Annotated in this window: 18 protein-coding genes; 11 read left to right on the forward strand and 7 right to left on the reverse strand. The window is 48.8% G+C overall.

What is annotated here, in order from left to right:
* Positions 1 to 60 precede the first annotated feature (60 nt).
* The 4 genes from DXZ20_RS24585 to speG all read left to right on the forward strand — a co-directional run bounded on the left by DXZ20_RS24585 (position 61) and on the right by speG (position 2,956).
* Positions 61 to 597 carry a universal stress protein gene (locus DXZ20_RS24585; RefSeq protein WP_250564983.1) on the forward strand — a complete coding sequence of 179 codons (537 nt, stop codon included), beginning with the start codon at positions 61 to 63 and terminating at the stop codon, positions 595 to 597.
* A 160-nt stretch (positions 598 to 757) separates the two neighbouring features.
* A complete protein-coding gene (locus DXZ20_RS24590; protein WP_163665274.1) occupies positions 758 to 1,255 on the forward strand; it encodes a hydrogenase maturation protease in 498 nt (165 codons plus the stop codon).
* Positions 1,256 to 1,822: 567 nt separating this feature from the next.
* Positions 1,823 to 2,305, forward strand: a complete 483-nt coding sequence (locus DXZ20_RS24595) for a hypothetical protein (protein ID WP_163701635.1) — start codon at positions 1,823 to 1,825, stop codon at positions 2,303 to 2,305.
* Positions 2,306 to 2,437: 132 nt separating this feature from the next.
* Positions 2,438 to 2,956 carry a spermidine N1-acetyltransferase gene (speG, locus tag DXZ20_RS24600; RefSeq protein ID WP_163665278.1) on the forward strand — a complete coding sequence of 173 codons (519 nt, stop codon included), beginning with the start codon at positions 2,438 to 2,440 and terminating at the stop codon, positions 2,954 to 2,956.
* A 19-nt stretch (positions 2,957 to 2,975) separates the two neighbouring features.
* Here speG and DXZ20_RS38315 read toward each other — a convergent pair whose 3' ends face one another.
* The 4 genes from DXZ20_RS38315 to DXZ20_RS24620 form a co-directional block, all read right to left on the reverse strand.
* A complete protein-coding gene (locus DXZ20_RS38315; protein ID WP_163701638.1) occupies positions 2,976 to 4,790 on the reverse strand; it encodes a cellulase family glycosylhydrolase in 1,815 nt (604 codons plus the stop codon).
* Between the two features lie 222 nt (positions 4,791 to 5,012).
* Entirely contained in the window at positions 5,013 to 5,270 is a 258-nt protein-coding gene (locus DXZ20_RS24610) for a DUF2442 domain-containing protein (RefSeq protein ID WP_163701642.1), read from the reverse strand.
* Positions 5,242 to 5,487 (reverse strand): DUF4160 domain-containing protein, encoded by a 246-nt coding sequence (locus DXZ20_RS24615; RefSeq protein ID WP_163701645.1) that lies wholly within the window; start codon positions 5,485 to 5,487, stop codon positions 5,242 to 5,244. The genes DXZ20_RS24610 and DXZ20_RS24615 overlap by 29 nt, the downstream gene beginning before the upstream one ends.
* Positions 5,488 to 5,613: 126 nt before the next feature.
* On the reverse strand, positions 5,614 to 7,116 hold the full coding sequence (locus tag DXZ20_RS24620; RefSeq protein WP_163701647.1) for a cobyric acid synthase: 1,503 nt from the start codon (positions 7,114 to 7,116) through the stop codon (positions 5,614 to 5,616).
* A gap of 40 nt (positions 7,117 to 7,156) precedes the next feature.
* On the opposite strand from DXZ20_RS24620, the gene cbiB reads away from it, so the two are divergent.
* From cbiB to DXZ20_RS24645, 5 genes are all read left to right on the forward strand, one after another.
* Positions 7,157 to 8,131, forward strand: coding sequence for an adenosylcobinamide-phosphate synthase CbiB (gene cbiB, locus DXZ20_RS24625; protein ID WP_163701651.1), 975 nt, complete (start codon positions 7,157 to 7,159; stop codon positions 8,129 to 8,131).
* 90 nt (positions 8,132 to 8,221) lie between these two features.
* Complete coding sequence (locus DXZ20_RS24630) at positions 8,222 to 8,707, forward strand: DUF433 domain-containing protein (RefSeq protein WP_163665289.1); 486 nt, start codon at positions 8,222 to 8,224, stop codon at positions 8,705 to 8,707.
* Positions 8,708 to 8,709: 2 nt separating this feature from the next.
* The gene (locus tag DXZ20_RS24635; RefSeq protein WP_163701654.1) at positions 8,710 to 9,102 is read left to right on the forward strand and encodes a DUF5615 family PIN-like protein; all 393 of its coding nucleotides are present in this window, start codon (positions 8,710 to 8,712) and stop codon (positions 9,100 to 9,102) included.
* 42 nt (positions 9,103 to 9,144) lie between these two features.
* The gene (cobD, locus tag DXZ20_RS24640) at positions 9,145 to 10,230 is read left to right on the forward strand and encodes a threonine-phosphate decarboxylase CobD (protein WP_163701657.1); all 1,086 of its coding nucleotides are present in this window, start codon (positions 9,145 to 9,147) and stop codon (positions 10,228 to 10,230) included.
* Positions 10,231 to 10,304: 74 nt separating this feature from the next.
* On the forward strand, positions 10,305 to 10,910 hold the full coding sequence (locus DXZ20_RS24645; protein ID WP_163701660.1) for a precorrin-8X methylmutase: 606 nt from the start codon (positions 10,305 to 10,307) through the stop codon (positions 10,908 to 10,910).
* A 371-nt stretch (positions 10,911 to 11,281) separates the two neighbouring features.
* Here DXZ20_RS24645 and cbiD read toward each other — a convergent pair whose 3' ends face one another.
* Genes cbiD through cobM form a run of 3 tightly spaced genes read right to left on the reverse strand, consistent with a single transcriptional unit; the run spans position 11,282 to position 14,009 of the window.
* Positions 11,282 to 12,439, reverse strand: a complete 1,158-nt coding sequence (cbiD, locus tag DXZ20_RS24650) for a cobalt-precorrin-5B (C(1))-methyltransferase CbiD (protein WP_163701663.1) — start codon at positions 12,437 to 12,439, stop codon at positions 11,282 to 11,284.
* A gap of 50 nt (positions 12,440 to 12,489) precedes the next feature.
* Positions 12,490 to 13,221, reverse strand: coding sequence for a cobalt-precorrin-6A reductase (locus DXZ20_RS24655; protein WP_163701666.1), 732 nt, complete (start codon positions 13,219 to 13,221; stop codon positions 12,490 to 12,492).
* Positions 13,218 to 14,009, reverse strand: coding sequence for a precorrin-4 C(11)-methyltransferase (gene cobM, locus DXZ20_RS24660; protein WP_163701668.1), 792 nt, complete (start codon positions 14,007 to 14,009; stop codon positions 13,218 to 13,220). Before cobM ends, DXZ20_RS24655 begins: the two co-directional genes overlap by 4 nt.
* Positions 14,010 to 14,466: 457 nt before the next feature.
* On the opposite strand from cobM, the gene DXZ20_RS24665 reads away from it, so the two are divergent.
* Positions 14,467 to 14,922 carry a GNAT family N-acetyltransferase gene (locus DXZ20_RS24665; protein ID WP_163701672.1) on the forward strand — a complete coding sequence of 152 codons (456 nt, stop codon included), beginning with the start codon at positions 14,467 to 14,469 and terminating at the stop codon, positions 14,920 to 14,922.
* Positions 14,923 to 15,077: 155 nt separating this feature from the next.
* Positions 15,078 to 17,360 (forward strand): caspase family protein, encoded by a 2,283-nt coding sequence (locus DXZ20_RS24670; RefSeq protein WP_163701674.1) that lies wholly within the window; start codon positions 15,078 to 15,080, stop codon positions 17,358 to 17,360.
* Positions 17,361 to 17,598 lie beyond the last annotated feature (238 nt).

Raw genomic sequence — 17,598 nt, forward strand, 5'->3', positions numbered from 1 at the left:
GCATGACGACGATGGATAATTGTTGGTCTATTCGATCTATTTTGATGGGGAGGTTGTGGGATGTTCACTAAAATTCTGGTTGCTCTCGATCATGGCGATACCTGCCATGAGCTCGGCCAACAATCGCTGACCCTTGCCCAGGCGACTGGGGCTGAACTTCTGTTTTTCAGTGTCTTAACCCCTGATGGGGGTGGGCATTTACCCCTCCCCGAACAGACTGGGCTGACAGCTTTCGCGTTAGGGGGGCACGAGAGTCTTTGGGAGGTGTATCTCAAAAGCTATCGTGACTATGAAGCGGCGGCAACCGAGCGGTTGCGTCACTTTGTTGACCAAGCAACACAGGCCGGTGTTCGGAGTGATTTTAAGCTGGTCAATAGCGACGTTGGTCGTGCCATTTGTGACCATGCAAAAGAGTGGTCAGCTGAGTTGGTGATGGTCGGCAGCCATGGCCGTAAAGGCTTGGGTGAGATGCTATTGGGCAGTGTGAGTAATTATGTCATGCATCATGCTCCCTGTTCGGTCTTGGTCGTCCATGAGCCGAATGCAACCAAACGTCATGAACACAAGACTGAGGACGTCATCGTAGACCATCAATAACGCCTCATCACACTATAGTTCTGCTCCCTTGTCCTCTACCAGGCAATTACGCCTGGTAGAGGACATAATAAAACGACATCAGTATCGTTTAGCAGGTAGATCAATTTGCTACTAGAATGTAGGTAGGTAAGACATCGGTAAATGAGTAGAGGAAGGTACCATGGCCAATGTTATTGACGGTTTTTCCTCTGAGGTTAGTCCTGTTTTTGTTGTGATTGGCTATGGTAATCCTGACAAAGGCGATGATGCCATTGGTCAGAAAGTCGTTGCTCAACTTCAAGGGTTAAAAACACCTAATCTCGAAGCTTATTCAGTTAAACAACTCACGCCAGAACTCTCTAGTAAGCTTGCCAGGGCAAGTGTTGCCATTTTTGTTGATGCTTGTAAATTAACAAATACTGACACGGTTCAAGTTAAGCCATTGGATGCCCGTGGCACCGAAACTACGGGTTCTGCACTGCCTGGTTTTGGTCATTCCTGTAGTCCCTGCTCCTTGTTGGCATTGACCCAATCTGTCTATGGCCATTTCCCAAAAGCTTGGTGGGTTGAAGTGCCTGCCTGCGACTTTACCATGGGTCATCCCTTATCGGACCTGGCAGAACAAGGGGTGGATCAGGCATTACGAACAATTGCGTCATTAATAAGTTCAGCCTCGTAGGTCTCTATGGTTACGAGAGAGAATCATGGGCACACTGAACGTATGACAAGGCTGATTATTTCAAAGCTATAGAAAAGCTCAATATCCTTAAGGACATTGAGCTAAGGAGCTTAACCCTCCCAGTCTTGAACAACGCTATTATTTGCTGAGTTTTGACGGTGGGGTAGAACGCTTTAACCAAAGCTGGCACGAAGGGCAAACGTCTCAAAGCTGGATAGGATAACGATTATTCTATTAGGAATCCTCGCTAATTGAATATGCGTTTGCCCTGTGGTCTAAAGGGTGTTGTCCAGAAAGTTTCTAGATACATGTATAGTTATAGCTAGATATATGTATAGTTATAGGAGGGTGCTGTATCTTCAGAATCTTGTTCTCAATCAAGAAGCTGGGGCCGTGCAGCTGTCTCTCATCAAGTTAAAAGGCAATCATAATTGTATGCGTTTCGCTTGATTCTGGCCTCATGCTAGCTTGAACTTCTCTCAGGTTGAAAAGCTGGAAAAGGTTAAAGGAAAACTGGAAGAGATGCTCACTGTTCAAGCATTTGAGTCGATAATAGGGTGAATGCACATGCCGTTTCGTGCTCCAAAAGTGATAAGTGCGCTCAAGCGCTTCTTCTCCGAGAAGAACGCCGTCGCGGGAGTTTCTGACGCGTTTTTGATCGTCACTGTTATCAACAGCGTTATGATGGTAACCGGCCTCGACACACCGAAGGAAGGACGGTTTGCTTACGTTCATCTCCTGCTTCGACTGGGAATTCTCACAGGGATTTGGTTTGTTTTCTATTTCTCGTACACCATCGCATCAACCAAAGAGTTCTTTCGGGACCTTCAAGCCGGGATCGGTCGGTATATTCGCCACAACGTGTATGACGCGATCGCAATAACCTATACATCGTTGGTCGTTCTCCTCTGTGTCGCCGGCTCGACAGGCCTGTTCCCTCTGCATGGCGGGCGGGTGCTCTATCAGGGATTATTGTTGCTGTTTCCTGCCGTCTGCATGGGAATCTTGGTGACCAAGGTGCTGGGAAAGAAGGACGAACCAAAAACATGAGCTGCATGATGCACAGGTTATCTACAGCGGATGATGAGCAACGTTATATTCAAATGCATAGGACCATGAAAAGTATCCTAACTGTTCAATTAACCATGGTTAGATAGACCTACCGTTAAGTTATGGAAAACCATGCCTGAACAATTAACATTACGTGCTCTAGAGAAAACAGACCTAGAATTTATTCATAAATTAAACAATAATCGAAATATAATGGCCTACTGGTTTGAGGAGCCGTATGAATCATTTGATGAATTGGAAGACTTATACAAAAAGCATATTCACGACAATACAGAAAGACGTTTCATTGCTGAAGATAGCGACGGCAATTCCATAGGGCTTGTAGAACTCCTGGAAATTGACTACATCCATAGAACATCAGAGTTCGCAATCATTATTTCACCGGGTTATCAAGGCAAAGGATTTGCGAGATCTCTGATTGCCCAAGCCTTAGATTATGCTTTCTCGATTCTCAACCTCAATAAAGTATATCTTCTTGTTGCAGTGGAAAATGAAAAAGCAATTTATCTCTATAATCAGTCAGGATTTACTGAAGAAGGTCGCTTGATCCAAGAAGTGTTTACAGGTGGAAAATATCGAGATGTTATCCGGATGTATATCTTGCAAGGCACATTTTTTAGTGCCCAGTAGTGCAAAATAAACGTTCTTTCTAGACGGGTAAACTAGGATTGAGAAAGCCAAAATGGGTAGCGGTCAAATCACCAGTGGTGACATTTTCCAACACGACTGAGGTGTTTGCATCAATCACAATGGCGGCATTACTCCCCCACTGTTGCAGCAAAGGTTGAACCTCACTGAAGGTAGAAACTCCCAAATCTAGTAATATCAGCCGATCAGCAGCGAGTTCAAAGTCTTTAACGAAGTCATTGCCAGCCGTAATAACAAACTGATCGTCACCAGCATTACCGACATAGAAATCATTATCTTCCTGCCCCCAAAGAATGTCATCACCGGCATCGCCAAAGAGGGCATCCTGGCCTAACGCGCCCAACAGCAAATCATTATCTGGTGTGCCGTAAACTTGTAAATCAGGATCATCAAAGTGGAAAGAGCTGGCACTGAGATGATTGATATCGATATTTTCCATTACGATTGAGGTGTTTGCATCAATCACAATGGCGGCATTATTTCCCCATTGTTGTAGTAAGGGCTGAACTTCACTGAAAGAAGAAATTCCCAAAGACTCTGAGAGCACTACAGTATCAGCACCTACCTCAAAATCTTTGACAAAGTCGTTGCCAGCCGTGAAGACAAATTGATCGTTGCCAGCACCACCAACATAAAAATCATCGCCACCAAACCCCCAGAGAATATCATCGCCTGCATGACCAAAAAGCTCATCCTGGCCTTGGGCACCAAACAATTGTTCATCATTACTGGGAGTCCCATGAATAGTTAACCCTGCATACTCCTGCAACACTTTGCCAGTTGGACGAATTAAACCATCGTCATTAAACAAACCATATCGATTTGTATTCCCAGAACTGGCTGGATCGTCAAACGGACGGTATGCGATCGCAACTTCCACATCATTCCATCCCTGAATTAACTCAAGGGCTGTTTCCATATAGTCGACCCGCAGCTCAGACGACACATCTCCCCAGCCATTACCAATCCGCCAGCCAAATTCCGTAATCCAGAGGGGCTGAGCAACCAAATTCCGCAATTGTTCCATGCCATATTGAAACGACCATAGCTGATCCAGTGTGGGCTGAGCAGTGGGTGCAAAGGTTGTATCCGGTGCCCAGGGAATCCCAGTGGAATCATTAGGACGGGTGTAGGGATGCACCGCCAGACCATCAAACATGGCCCCGGCATCGAGTAACGCCTGGACATATTGAAAATCGGTGCCCGCTACCGAACCACCCAATACGGTGACATTTGTATTGGCAGCGTTAGCAGCATTGTGAAGAGTAGTGTAGGCGGCATTCAATAATGGGGCATAATCACTGACAAACCCTGTATCGATCAGAGCATAGGCCGTTTGGCCGTTGACGTCCCGGAGATCTGTGGCGGGATCAGCGCTACCCCAAAACTCAAACACATTGGGTTCATTCCAAATTTCCCAAGCCGTAATATTGTCGCGGACACTGGCTAATTGATTGTAGAAGTAAGCAACCGCATTCGCAAAATCATTCACATCTGCTGGCGGGTGCCAAATGTCATCGTTAGGGTTGGGGCGCGCCCATGCAGGGGTTTGGGCAAATAACATAACAACCTGGACCCCATTGTCCTCAGCATACTGAATAGCATCACGGACATCATTGATGTAGTTGTTATTCCATTGACCTTCTACAGGTTCTAGCTCATGCCAATCCCCTGGAAATCGAACCACATCCGAGCCTAGTCGAATGGCTTCATCAATGTAGTTCTTGAAGGTTTCAGCCCGAGATGAATTGTCATTAAGGTGGGAAGGGCCATCTGTAAATAATAAGTGGACCCCATATAAAGTATCGCTTGCCATGGCAATTTTATACTCCAAAAACCACTGGGTAGAACAATCTCAGCAATTTCATCTGTAATTCAACTGATGATTAGCGCCCAGCCTATGGTGACTAAGCCTACGATAGGCTACCCGAAAGATTTATGGATGGAACGTATCTGTATCCGAAGTTAAGTGTAAAAACGGAGATTCTGTGATAAACAATGTTCAGATAAAATAAATATGATCTGGTGTCAGGGAACCTTACCTGGCTGGCGCAGGTGCACCACGCAACATTCCTGATGTACTTAGATCTTCATCAATCTCTTCCCAATGTAGACCATAGCCACCTCCACAAAGCTCCCATTTCTCTCGTTGTTCTGAAGTTGCCTTTAATAATCTTGGATACCACACCAGTGGGACGACAATTGTTCGTCCATCCATGAGATCAACGCTAATTGTCTCTTCTGTAAATTGAACTGCTTTTACCCGCTCATCCACCTGAATTGCCGAAGTACCCATGCCAAGCCTCCAATAATTTTTCTTGATTTGCCTCAACAATGGCCTGTATTTTGCGTAACTCCTTTGGACTAAATCCAATGTTAGATGCTAGCTTGACAGACTCGATCCAGAACTTGGCTGATGAACTATCACGATCAATATGAATATGAGGTGGTTCATTAGGTTCATGGCTATAAAAGTAGAGCCGATAAGGCCCTACTCTCAAGATGGTCGGCATATTTCAGGGATATCACGCTTATTAAGCTTAGCAAATCAGGAGTGGTCTGTATATCTCAACGGTTTTGCCCATAGTGCCGCTCATCACTATCGGACATATTCGGACATATATTTTGTATTAGCTTCATCAGACCAGATCAACCCAATCGCGAATGAGGGCCATATCGCAGTATTCCTCCAGAGTGTCGGCCATCTGATCGTAGAGCTTAAATTGTTGTTGTTGCCAAGATATGGTGCCAGGTCGATAGTCTTGCACATGTGCCAGTTGGGCTAAAGCCTGGCGCATAGAGGTGGATTCAAACAATCCGTGGAGGTAGGTGCCCCATACGTGACTTTGGGTTGTCTCCCAGGTGTGGACGCAGTGATTGCCCTCGGGTCGCTGTGTTCCCTTCACTTCAATCTTTAGCAAGGGTGAAGCTGGAATATGGGAGGTCATTATCTGGGTTTGGCCCATGTGGATTTCGTAGGCTTGCCAGGTGTCTGTTGTGTTGTTATGGGTTGAGATCGCACTCACCTGCCGCACCTCTTTTTCAGCAATAAACTCAGTGGCAATGGGCAACAGCCCCAACCCTGGCACCTCCCCTGCTAGCCCTGCATAGCCATGGGGGTCCGAGAGAGACTGCCCCAGCATCTGATAACCGCCACAGATACCCACAATGGGAATACCCCGTTGAGCTGCCTGTTGAATCGCGATCGCTAATCCCGTCTTTCGTAGCCACTCCAGATCCTGCAGCGTGTTTTTGCTACCAGGGAGAATAATGGCCTGGACATCCTTCAGGTCTTCTGGTGTGGTTACCCAACAGGTGCGAATCCCCGTATCCAACTGCCAGGGTTGACTATCCTGGGAATTCGACACCCGAGGAAACCGAATCCAGGCGAATTTTGCACCACTGCCAAATTCTTCTGCTTCTTTACATAGACTGTCTTCACTTTCTGGCTGCAGATGACCCCGGTAGGGCAACGTGCCCAGGTAAGGAAAATCCGGTAGGTGCTTAGCAAAATGTTCTCCTGCTGTATCAAATAAGCTGAGGTCGCCGCGAAACTTGTTAACGATAAACCCTAACCCCAGGGATTTTGCCGGTTCCGGTATCAAGGTGTGGGTGCCAATAATTTGGGAGAAAATGCCCCCCCGCTCAATGTCTCCCACCAATAGCCAGCGCCCCCGCAGGTATTGAATGGGCCGCAGGTTGACAATGTCTCGATGCATCAGGTTCAGCTCCACCGGGCTGCCTGCTCCTTCTAACAGCAAAACATCGCAGCGATCGCGCCAAGAGTCCAGGGTTTGCGCCACCACCTGCCAGATATCCTCAATGTGCTGGTAATAGTCCCCCGCCCGAATATGCTGCTTCGGCTGCCCCAGCAGTACCAGCTGAGACGTACCATTGCCCGAGGGTTTGAGCAACACCGGATTGTGCTCCGCCACCGGACGTACCCCGCAGGCCGCCGCCTGGGCCGCTTGGGCCCGCCCAATTTCCCCCCCCTCCAGGGTGACGTAGGAATTATTGGACATATTCTGTGCCTTAAAGGGCACCACCTTTACCCCCTGTCGCCGCAGCCAGGCCCCGAGGGCCGTAACAATCCAGCTTTTACCAGCATTAGACGATGTACCGAGGACGGAGAGTGATTTCATGGAGTGGATGGGTGATGGGGTGGATGGGTGAATGACTACTATGACTGAATTTGTGGATGGTTATGCGGCCATTGTGCTGATGGGGGCGGCAGGGCTGGATTTTCTAGTGGGGGACCCGTGGCACTGGCCTCACCCGGTGCAGGCGATGGGTTGGGTAATTCAGCGGTATACCAACCTGGCGTTTAAGGCGACGCAGTCGGCAAGGGTGCTGAAGGGGCTGGGGGTGTTGCTGAGCGTTCTTTTGGTTGGGGGGAGTGCGATGGTGGGCTGGGGACTGGTTGCGATCTCACGGTGGTTCAATCCCTGGCTTGGCCTAAGTTTAGAAATAATCTTAGTCGCTTCCTGTTTTGCCGGACGCAGCCTGCGGGATGCGGCGGAAGATGTATTGTCCCCCTTACTGCAAGACAATTTAGCCGAGGCTCGCCAGCGTATGAGCCGCTATGTCGGTCGCGATACCCACGATCTGGAGAGACCTGAAATCCTTAGAGCGGTGTTTGAAACTGTTGCCGAGAATAGCGTTGATGGCATTATGGGGCCTTTGTTCTATGCCCTAGTCGGAGCTGCAACCCCCCTGGGTAGTGCTTCCCTGGCCCTAGCCTATAAGGCCGCCAGCACCCTGGACTCCATGGTGGGCTATCGGGCCGCCCCATACACCGACATCGGCTGGTGTAGCGCTAAGTTCGAAGATGCCTTAACCTGGCTTCCCTGTCGGCTAACGGTGGTTACCCTGGCTTTACTGTCTAGAAAACCTCGAACCGTGATGGGTCTTTGCCAGAGAGATGCCGCCGCTGACCCCAGTCCTAACTCCGGCTGGAGTGAATGTGCCTATGCAGCCAGCTTGGGGGTGCAGGTAGGTGGAAAGAACGTCTATAAAGGTGTGGTTAAAGTGAAACCCCTGATGGGCGACCCGATACGTGCGATTACGCCTGAAGTAATTCGAGAGTGTTTGCAGTTAAATCGGTTTTGTTTTTTACTATGGCTCAGTATTTGGTTAAGTGTCAGTCAGTTCTGGTAGCGATAGGATACTGAAAGCGTTGTGTTACTGCTACATAGCCAACCTTTGACAAGTGCTAAAATTTAAGCATTGTTGACTAATGTGAGGGGCATGACGCTAGAAATATCTCTAGAACCCGCCTTAGAGGCTCTACTTTGTCAAAAGGCAACCGAACAAGGTCAAGATCTCAATAAGATAGTGACTGAATTAATTACCCATGCCCTACAAAATGAATCAGATAGGGAATCGGTTAGTATTAGTCGCACTGAACGTGGTTTAACGATTCAAGGTACTCGCATTACTCTCTACGACGTAATGGATTATCTAACAGCCGGATATGAAAATGAGACTATCCGGAAGATGTTGAGTTTAAATCAAGCTCAGTGGGATGCTGCGCAAACCTATATTGCGGCCCATCATATAGATATTATTGGTGAGTATCATCAGGTTTTAGAGCAAGCTGAAGAAAATCGCCAATACTGGGAAACCCGTAATCAAGAGCTACTGACTTACAGAGAATCTATAAAATCTGAGCATGAAATGACGGCGGCTCATAAAAAGCTGCAAGCCTGGAAAAACAGGCTGAACGCCCAATAATCATGAGCTATCTAGTTGATCATAATCTTGAAGGTCATGCAGTCCTGATTTCCAATACTATTGCTACTGAGGGGTGGTTAGAGTTATTAACAATTCGTTTGGTCACATTTGAAGACGTTGGCTTACCTTTTGATAGTAGTGACCGAGTTGTTTGGCAATTCGCCCAATCTCATAAGATGATTTTGCTGACAGCAAATCGGAATATGAAGGGAGACAATTCATTAGAGGAGATTATTCGTAAGGAAAACACAAATACCTCTTTACCAGTCGTAACAATATCTAACCTGAGGCGATTGGGAAATAGCCACTATCGAGAGCAATGTGCTGAACGTCTTGTCGCAATTATTCTGGACCTTGACAAATACCTTGGAACTGGTCGACTATACATTCCTTAACATATTGCAGTTGGATGTCTGTAATTGGCTACTTGGCACCCTATGACTACAGCTCCCTCCCCATCCATCCCAGGTCGCCCTACCCATGGTGGTAATCGTAACTGGGCAGCTCAGCTTGCCAATTGCACACCGGAAGAGATTTTAGATTTTTCTGCCAGCATTAACCCGTTGGGACCGCCCCCATCTGTCTTGACAATACTGGCGGAGCAGTTGCAGCACCTAACGGCCTACCCTGACCCCAGATACCCTCAACTGCGGTCAGCCCTCAGTAACTTTCACCATTTGCCCATGGACTGGATTCTGCCAGGTAATGGAGCCGCTGAATTATTGACCTGGATTGGTCGAGAACTGGCGCAGTTAGATACCACTTATCTGGTCACACCCGCATTTGCCGATTATCAACGGAGTCTCAAGGCTTTTAACGCCAGGATTGTTCCTGTGCCCATGGATCTAGCAGCAGTGCCCCCCCAGGCAAACATAACAGCATCGACTAACTGCGGCTTATTGTTGAACAATCCCCATAATCCTATGGGTACCCTCACACTGCGAAAAGATTTAATCCCTTATCTTGATCAATTTGCCCTGGTGGTGGTGGATGAAGCCTTTATGGACTTTTTGCCGCCGGAGCAGCAACAGAGTTTATTGGATGTGATTCTGGACTTTCCTAACTTAATTGTGTTGCGATCGCTAACCAAATTCTACAGTCTGCCGGGTCTACGGCTGGGCTATGCCGTGGGTCATCCTGACTATCTAAAACGTTGGCAGCAGTGGCGGGATCCATGGCCTGTGAATACATTGGCTGAAGTGGCTGCGATCTCAGCCCTCCAAGACCATTCATTCCAGCAACAAACCTGGGACTGGTTGCCCCCTGCCCGCGATGCCCTTATTGCAGGGCTCCAAAAATTACCTGGACTTACCCCCTTAGTCGGTGCCGCTAATTTTCTCCTGGTCAAAACAGAGGTTCCTTGCACTCAATTACAAAAGGATTTACTTAAATCTCACAAAATTCTGATTCGCGACTGCCTTAGCTTTCCAGAACTCGGGGAGAATTATTTTCGCATTGCTGTTCGTCTTCCTGGAGAGAACGATCAATTATTAACCGCCCTTGCCCAGGCCTTACAACCTTAACCACGCGGGGACGTTGCATACAACCGTCCATACAACGCCCAAATTCCTCATCCTGCCGCCTTCGTCCTTTACCTATGCACCCGATCACCGCCGAAAGCTTTGCCATCATCGACCGAGAAATTGACCATCACAATTGGCCCCCTGAGGAATATGCCATTATCCGCCGGGCCATCCATTCCACCGCTGATTTTGAACTTCTAAACTTGTTTGAGTTCAGCGATGGTGCAGTGGCAGCAGGGATAGCGGCACTTCAGCAACGGCAACCCGTAATTGTCGATGTACGCATGGTGCAAATGGGCATCACAGGTGTTCTCAAGGGCATAGGGCATTCTTCTATCGCCTGTGCTCTGGATTATGTTCCAGAGGATTTTATGCCTAGTGCCGCCGTCACCACCCGCACGGCAGCGGGCATGTTGACCCTGACACAACAATACTCCACTGGCATTTTTGTTGTCGGTAATGCCCCTACAGCCCTACTTGCCCTAGTGGAACAAATTCGCAAAGGACGAGTAAAACCAGCCCTAGTAATAGGGGTACCTGTAGGCTTTGTTGCCGTTGAAGAAGCCAAACAGGCTCTAGCAGAGGTGCATGTGCCCCAGATTCAGGTGCGAGGACGTAAAGGAGGGTCTCCAGTGGCTGCTGCCATCGTTAATGCCCTGGCCTATTTATCCCAGGAGTGAACAATTTTTAATCAAACAATAGATGACAACCCTTGTAGGGGCAGGTCTTGTGCCTGCCCTGGGACAACGTATGCCATTTAGCAACATTTCGTTAAATATAAATCCTGGTTGATTGCGCCAGATTGTCCAGGGTGGGCACTAGGCACCACCCCTACCAGGTTATCCATTCTTTTTCACAGATCATCTGAGAGATAGGCAAATTCCAAAAAACATTGAAAAATAGGCGACAATCCCGGTAGGGGCAGGTCTTGTACCTGCCCTGGGAAAACCTATATCATCCAACGGAATTTGTTGTATATGATTCTGGTTGATTGCGCCAGATTGTCCAGGGTGGGCACTAGGCACCACCCCTACAGGGTTGTCCATTATTTTCAAAGATCATCCGAGAGATAGGAATTTAATTGTGTATCCTGGGCGATGATGTGGCCTTTGCGATCGCACAACACCGTCCCCACCTCCACCCGCACATTGGCATACTTCTGAATATACGTCTGGGCGCGATCGCTAATTTGCCTTGCCAACAACCCAAATACCGAATCAGCTAAACCCACTTCTATCAAAAGTTCATGGGCTGCTGCCGCCGTAGGAGATGCCAACACTGAACGAATTACCGCCAAACGATCCGTCGTTTCCGGAGTCTCCTCCACTTGTGCAATTGCCGCTGCCAGTATCGGTAGTTTGCCATCTGCCACATGACTCGACGTGTTGAAAATCCCCCCTGCCAACTTAACCAACTTGCCGTGATAACCCAGCAGCAGCACAGATTTTGCACCCCGTAACCCTGCTTCCGCCAGCATTGGTCCCATCCAGTTACCCGTCTGCACAATATGTTGTGCACCAATCCCCAACCGGTGGGCCGTATGCTGACCATTGTGACCAATACAAAACACCAGATGCGGTGTCGTCTGAACGACCTTTTGCAAGCTAGCTCGATACTCTGCTAACTGGTCAGTGGACGAGTGAGGCTGAGAGATGCCGCTGGTGCCCGCGAGGGCGAGTCCTTCCAAAATGCCAAAAGCTTCATTGGAGGTTCGTTGGGCCAACCGACGCCCTTCTGGCAAAATAATCCGCACCCTGGCCTGATACTGAGTTGGAATGAGAGGGCGAACATTCACACCAAACAGTTTACGAGCATAGGTATAGAAAGCAGGTTCTCCGGCGGCAGTGTGACCGATGCCTTCACCCGCTTCCAAGATCAGATTGTCTTCAGCATCTGCACCAATTTCTTCTAGATTTACCCAGGCCCAGATAGGGGTATCGCGGGTCAGGTCAAGATTATCGCCGGGGTCGCTAAGACAAATGCCAAGGGCCGTGGTGGAGTCGATGTTGGCCACTTGCTGGATTGTAACTTCAGCCTCACCTGGAGCCAAATCAAGGGTTACTTGTATCTCGTGTTCCTTGTCAGATAGTAGAGCCTTAGAACCCTGTTCTTTCTTTCCAAACTCTCCAGACTGAACAAGCAGATGGATGAGAGCAGCTTTAGCGGCAGCAACAGCAAAAACTGGCAGTGTATACCCGGCTCGGGCCATAGAATCTCCTCATAGATATCTTGTAGGCACAAAGAACTACCCCTACGGGATCATGCATAGCAACAAAATTCAATGACCTCATCTAAATTATAGGTTTGTTGGGGATAAACTAATGCAGGACGAGCAATCACTAATAGCCTCACTTCCAGGGCTTTGGCTGCGGCTAGTTTTACGGGGACTCCTCCTGGACCACCGCTGGCTTTGGTGATGACGGTATCCACTCCCAGACGCTGCCATAGGATTTGTTCTGCTAGGGCCTCGGTGGGGGAGCGATCGCAAATCAGTTGCTTTGGTTCAAACCCAATCTGGATGGCCTGAGCTTTAGCCGTTGGCAGAATTCTGGCCCAGAGGTAAGACCGCTGTTGCCAGGGCTGAAACCGATGTAGTGCTTTGATACCCAGGGTAAGGAGCACACGACGATTGTCCAGATATTGAGGTTGCAAAAGGGTCTCTAAATCAGGCACGGACTCCGCAGGTGGCTCTAGAGAACAGGCCTGGCGTTCAAACCGCAGGTAGGGCAAGCCGAGGGCCATGGCCTGTTTAGAAATTTCGGTGGCAAAGGGATGGGAGGCATCGACAATGGCACGAATGCGGTGCTGCCGAACCAAGGTTTGCATACTGGCCCAATCCAATGCCCCTGGCTGTATCTGACCAGGCAGCCCCTGATACAGCTGCCCTGCCGTAGGGGAAACGACGGTCACCAACCACGAAATCCCTTGCTGAGTGAGTCGCTGGGCAATGGCTCGACTTTCACTGGTGCCGCCGATTAGCCAAATGGTCACACCCTGGATAAATGGGGACGGAAGAGGTGACTGTGGCCTGGACTATAGAGTTGAGATCGCGCTTCTTGGGCAGCCAAGGCCGGGCTAATCAGGTACATCACGGTGCGATCGTGGCCTGATTCCTGAGTCATGGTTGCCATGGTATCCAAACGCCCTACAAAAATCTCTTCATCGGGCCAGCCCAGGCGATAGCAAAGGGCAACAGGGGTTTCTGGTGGATAATGGGTCATTAGCTTATCCTGGGCGGCAGCGGCATGGCGAGCGCTGAGGTAAAGACACAGAGAAGCCTGGTGCGCGGCCAGGGAGGCCAGGTCCTCATCGCCTGGCACATTGGTACGGCCCTGCACTCGGGTAAGGATAATGCTCTGCACTAATTGAGGTACCGTTAGCTCCACCGCCAAACGTGCTGCTGCTAGCTGAAATGCACTGACCCCCGGCACAATTTCAAACGTTATCTGGTGCTTAAGCAAAAACGCCATCAACTCATGGAGTGCCCCATAGAGACACGGATCGCCATCTTGCAATCGCACCACACGCTGGCCTTTGATCACCCGTTCTTGGAGCATTGGCAACCAGGTTTCTAAGGTATGGGATCGGGTATCGATGGTTTCCACCGTTGACTGACACCATTGCAGCATCTGTTCAGGTACCAGCGACCCAGTGTAGAAAACCGTATCTGCCGTCGCTAGGAGATTCTGACCGCGAACGGTAATTAGGTCTAGAGCACCGGGACCAGCCCCGATAATTTGGACTGGCGATTGTTGAGATGAAGGGATGGTCTGGGTCATAGGTTAAAAAACAAAGGTGGGTATGGGTTTTAGCGGTGAATTTGTTATGCAGTGGTAAGAGTGTTATTGTCCTGGGCAATCAGCTTACATCCAGTGCGGATAGCTGTTTTGCTAGCAACCTGAGAAAGGTTAGTCGTGGGTTGATCCTCAGCATCGACAATGTCTTTATTCTATTGCCCAATGGAAAATAAAGGGCTAATGATTTGGGTTATGAGTATTTTTTGTTAGAAGACTGTTGTGCATCGTTGGTGCTGGAGTTTCATCGGGTCTCAGTGGAGATGGTTCACAGGCGCAAGAAAAGTACCCCTGTGGGTACTAAGATCAACAATCAGGTGGCAAATAAAATTCCGTTGCATGTTTTTCGCGCTGGCATCCGTATCTCATCCCGCCGCAGTTGCAACACGACCCACTCACGATCAACAGTAGTTGCAACTATAGCTGCTGGCGATTACCGATAATGATCAACATACGTTCTTATGAAGTTACAGATTGGTCCAGGCTGTGCGAAATCCATGATGCATCACGTGTCGATGAACTGACATTAACTGTTGGTATGGATGCGTTCCTGACCCTTGAGCAAACAGCCAAGGAGGAGGGCCTTTTTGATGGTCAACTCTTTGTTGCAGAGGTCGATAATGTTATCCAAGGGTTTGTTGCCTATACGAATGAAGAACTTACCTGGCTTTACGTTGATCCTAAATTTTATAGAAAAGGTGTGGGTCGTGCGTTAGTCCAACATGCTGTTGCAAACTCAGCACCAACTATGGCAATTGAATTGCTTGAAGGCAATACACCTGCACTGGAACTGTATCTTGCTGAAGGCTTTAAGGTCATAAAACGCATAGAAGGCCAGCTTGTAGGTAATGAAGAGTTTGCTGCAGTAGGTCTTGTTTTGAGACGTGAAGAGACTTGAGGGGCATCAGTCCGTAGAATAATCCTCTTGTTTATAGCCAGAAAAAACAATTACATAATATGATGCACTTTCTGTCTATTTCTTAAAATATTTGAGTGAATAAGCGCAAAGGCACCAGAAATAGCGACGATGTATAAGACGTTAGAGCCCCTGTCATGCCTCAGTTTAAGCGCCGTCATTTTCTACAGCTTGCCGGATCTACCCTGGCATCCATTGGTCTTAGTCAAACACACTTTTTGCGACAGTGCGATCGCTACGGCAAAGCACTGGCTCAGGACACATCTCGCAAGCTGGCTCTGCTGGTAGGGATCAATAATTATCCCAGATCGGTAGGTCGTCTACGTGGATGCCTCACAGATGTCGAAATGCAGTACGAGTTACTGGTCCATCGCTTTGGCTTTCAACCCGACGACATAAAAATCATTAGCGACCCGATTGACGGCATCCTGAGCACTCGTGTCGCCGCACCACCCACGCGGGAAAATATACTAACTGCATTTGAAGAGCATCTGATCAACCAGGCCAACGAAGGCGATGTTGTTGTCTTTCATTACTCTGGCCATGGAGCGCTGGTCAAAGAAGAAAATGGAATTCCAGGCTTTAACAATCGCAATGGCACTATTGTTCCAATTGATGCACGCGCTGGTGTTTCTCACGATAATAAACAGGTCAAGGACATTATGGGCAAAACTCTATTCTTGCTCACCTATGCCCTCAAGACCAACAATGTTAGCCTGATTTTAGATAGCTGTCATGCTGGGGGTGGCACCAGGGGCAATCTAGTCATTCGTTCAGTCACCGACCGATTGTTGAGTGGTGACATAGAACCCTCGGATACTGAACTGGCTTATCAAGAGAGGTGGCAAGGGCTCAATAATCTATCGTCACAAAAACTTCAAGAATTACGCCAGTCAGGCATTGCCAAAGGCATGGCCCTAGGATCAGCCCGCATTAACCAGCTAGCCGCCGATGCGCCCTTTGGAGATTTTAATGCAGGTGCGTTTAGCTATTTACTCACGCGCTATTTATGGCAGCAGGTGGGCGATCAATCGGTCGACAATGTATTTGTTAACCTATCCCGTAGTACCCAAGATGTGGCTAAAAGCGCAGGGCTAGAGCAAGAACCCATCTTTGAGGTTGCTCCCAACAGCAATTTTGAACAGCAGCCACCTTTATTTCTTAAGGCTCCTCACCCCGCAGCAGAGGCCGTTGTGCGACAAATCGACGGCAACAACATCACGTTTTGGCTAGGGGGTGTCTCTCCGCAGAGTATCGAAGCCTTTACCACAGGAGCCGTTTTTAATCTGATCGATACCGAGGGGAATCCGATCGGTGTGGTAACCCAAACAGGCCGGGCTGGCCTGGAAGGCTATGGGACTCTGGAAACAATGGGTCGCAGCGGACGCGATCGCGGCATCTTGATGAGAGAACAGGTGCGGGGGATTCCGGCAGATCTTTCCCTACGAGTGGGCATAGATACTAGCCTGGTGGAGGACGCTGCTGTTGCTAGAGAAACGCTGGCTGCCGTTAACCGCATCACGGTGGTTGATGTTGACCAAACTCAACCCATTGACTATCTACTGGGTAGATTGACAGATAGTATCAAAACTAGAGCCGCCACTGAGGGCATCACCATGGTCTCTCCTGTCGGTAGTATCGGCTTATTTACAGAAGGGTTAACGCCCGTTCCTGAATCCTTTGGCCGGGTCGATGAGTCGGTTGTCAACGCTGTTGCTCGTTTACGACCTCGTATGAAGATGCTGCTGGCAGGGCGGATTCTCAAGTCGATTGCTAATGGAGAGACCTCGGATGTCAATGTAGAAGTGGACGTTACCCCAGTCGCGACTGGGGGTACTTTGCTCAGTCGGGGCAGCCGCGCCGCTCAAGAAGCAGGCTTGATTGCCCAGACCGTCGACACAGGTATCCAAAAAGTTGAGGTGGGGACTCGCATAGAGATTGCTGTCACCAACAATGAGTCTAGAAATCTCTATATTAGTATTCTCATTATCGATAGCAAAGGTCAGCTCGTTGTGCTACATCCTGTGGATTGGAATGCAGCGGAAACCGCGACGCTGGTGCAACCCGGTCAGCGACTCGTTGCCCCCAGTCCAGGCAGCAATTTCGAGTTTGAAGTGGGTGGACCGGCTGGCCATTTTGAGCTGTTGGTCCTGGCCAGTACCGACCAGTTGCGGGATGCCCTGAGGGGGCTTAGAGAAATTGCCCGTGGACGAGGGATCCGCTCTGGGGATCCGCTTGTTTTTGGCGAAGGTCAAACCCGTGGTTCTAACGAAGGGGATGATGCTCCCGTAGAGATTTTAGATAGTTTATTGGGTGACTTAAACAGTAGTGCACGCAGCACCGTACTTGTACGCGGTCGCCAGAATTCTGATACCCAGCGACTAGCAGCGTTTTCTGCGGTTTTTGAAGTGGTGGAGTAGCGTTGATAGGATACTGTTGCCACAAGATGTAAGAAAACGTTGATCCGTGATATCCGGCAATCGTAAAAGTTATCTAGTACATTGCCTTTAAGTAAGCTTTACTGTTTATCCAACCAGGATAAATTTTTAACACATGAAGTGCTATTTCTCAGGGCTTTGGTGCGTGAATAAGGTAGCTGCGGAGCCATAGAAGCCGGTAAAGTGCAGTTACCACACAAACACGGTACCGATGAAACGC

The organism is Adonisia turfae CCMR0081, from assembly GCF_011009555.1.
GTDB classification, from domain to species: Bacteria; Cyanobacteriota; Cyanobacteriia; order Phormidesmidales; family Phormidesmidaceae; genus Leptothoe; species Leptothoe turfae.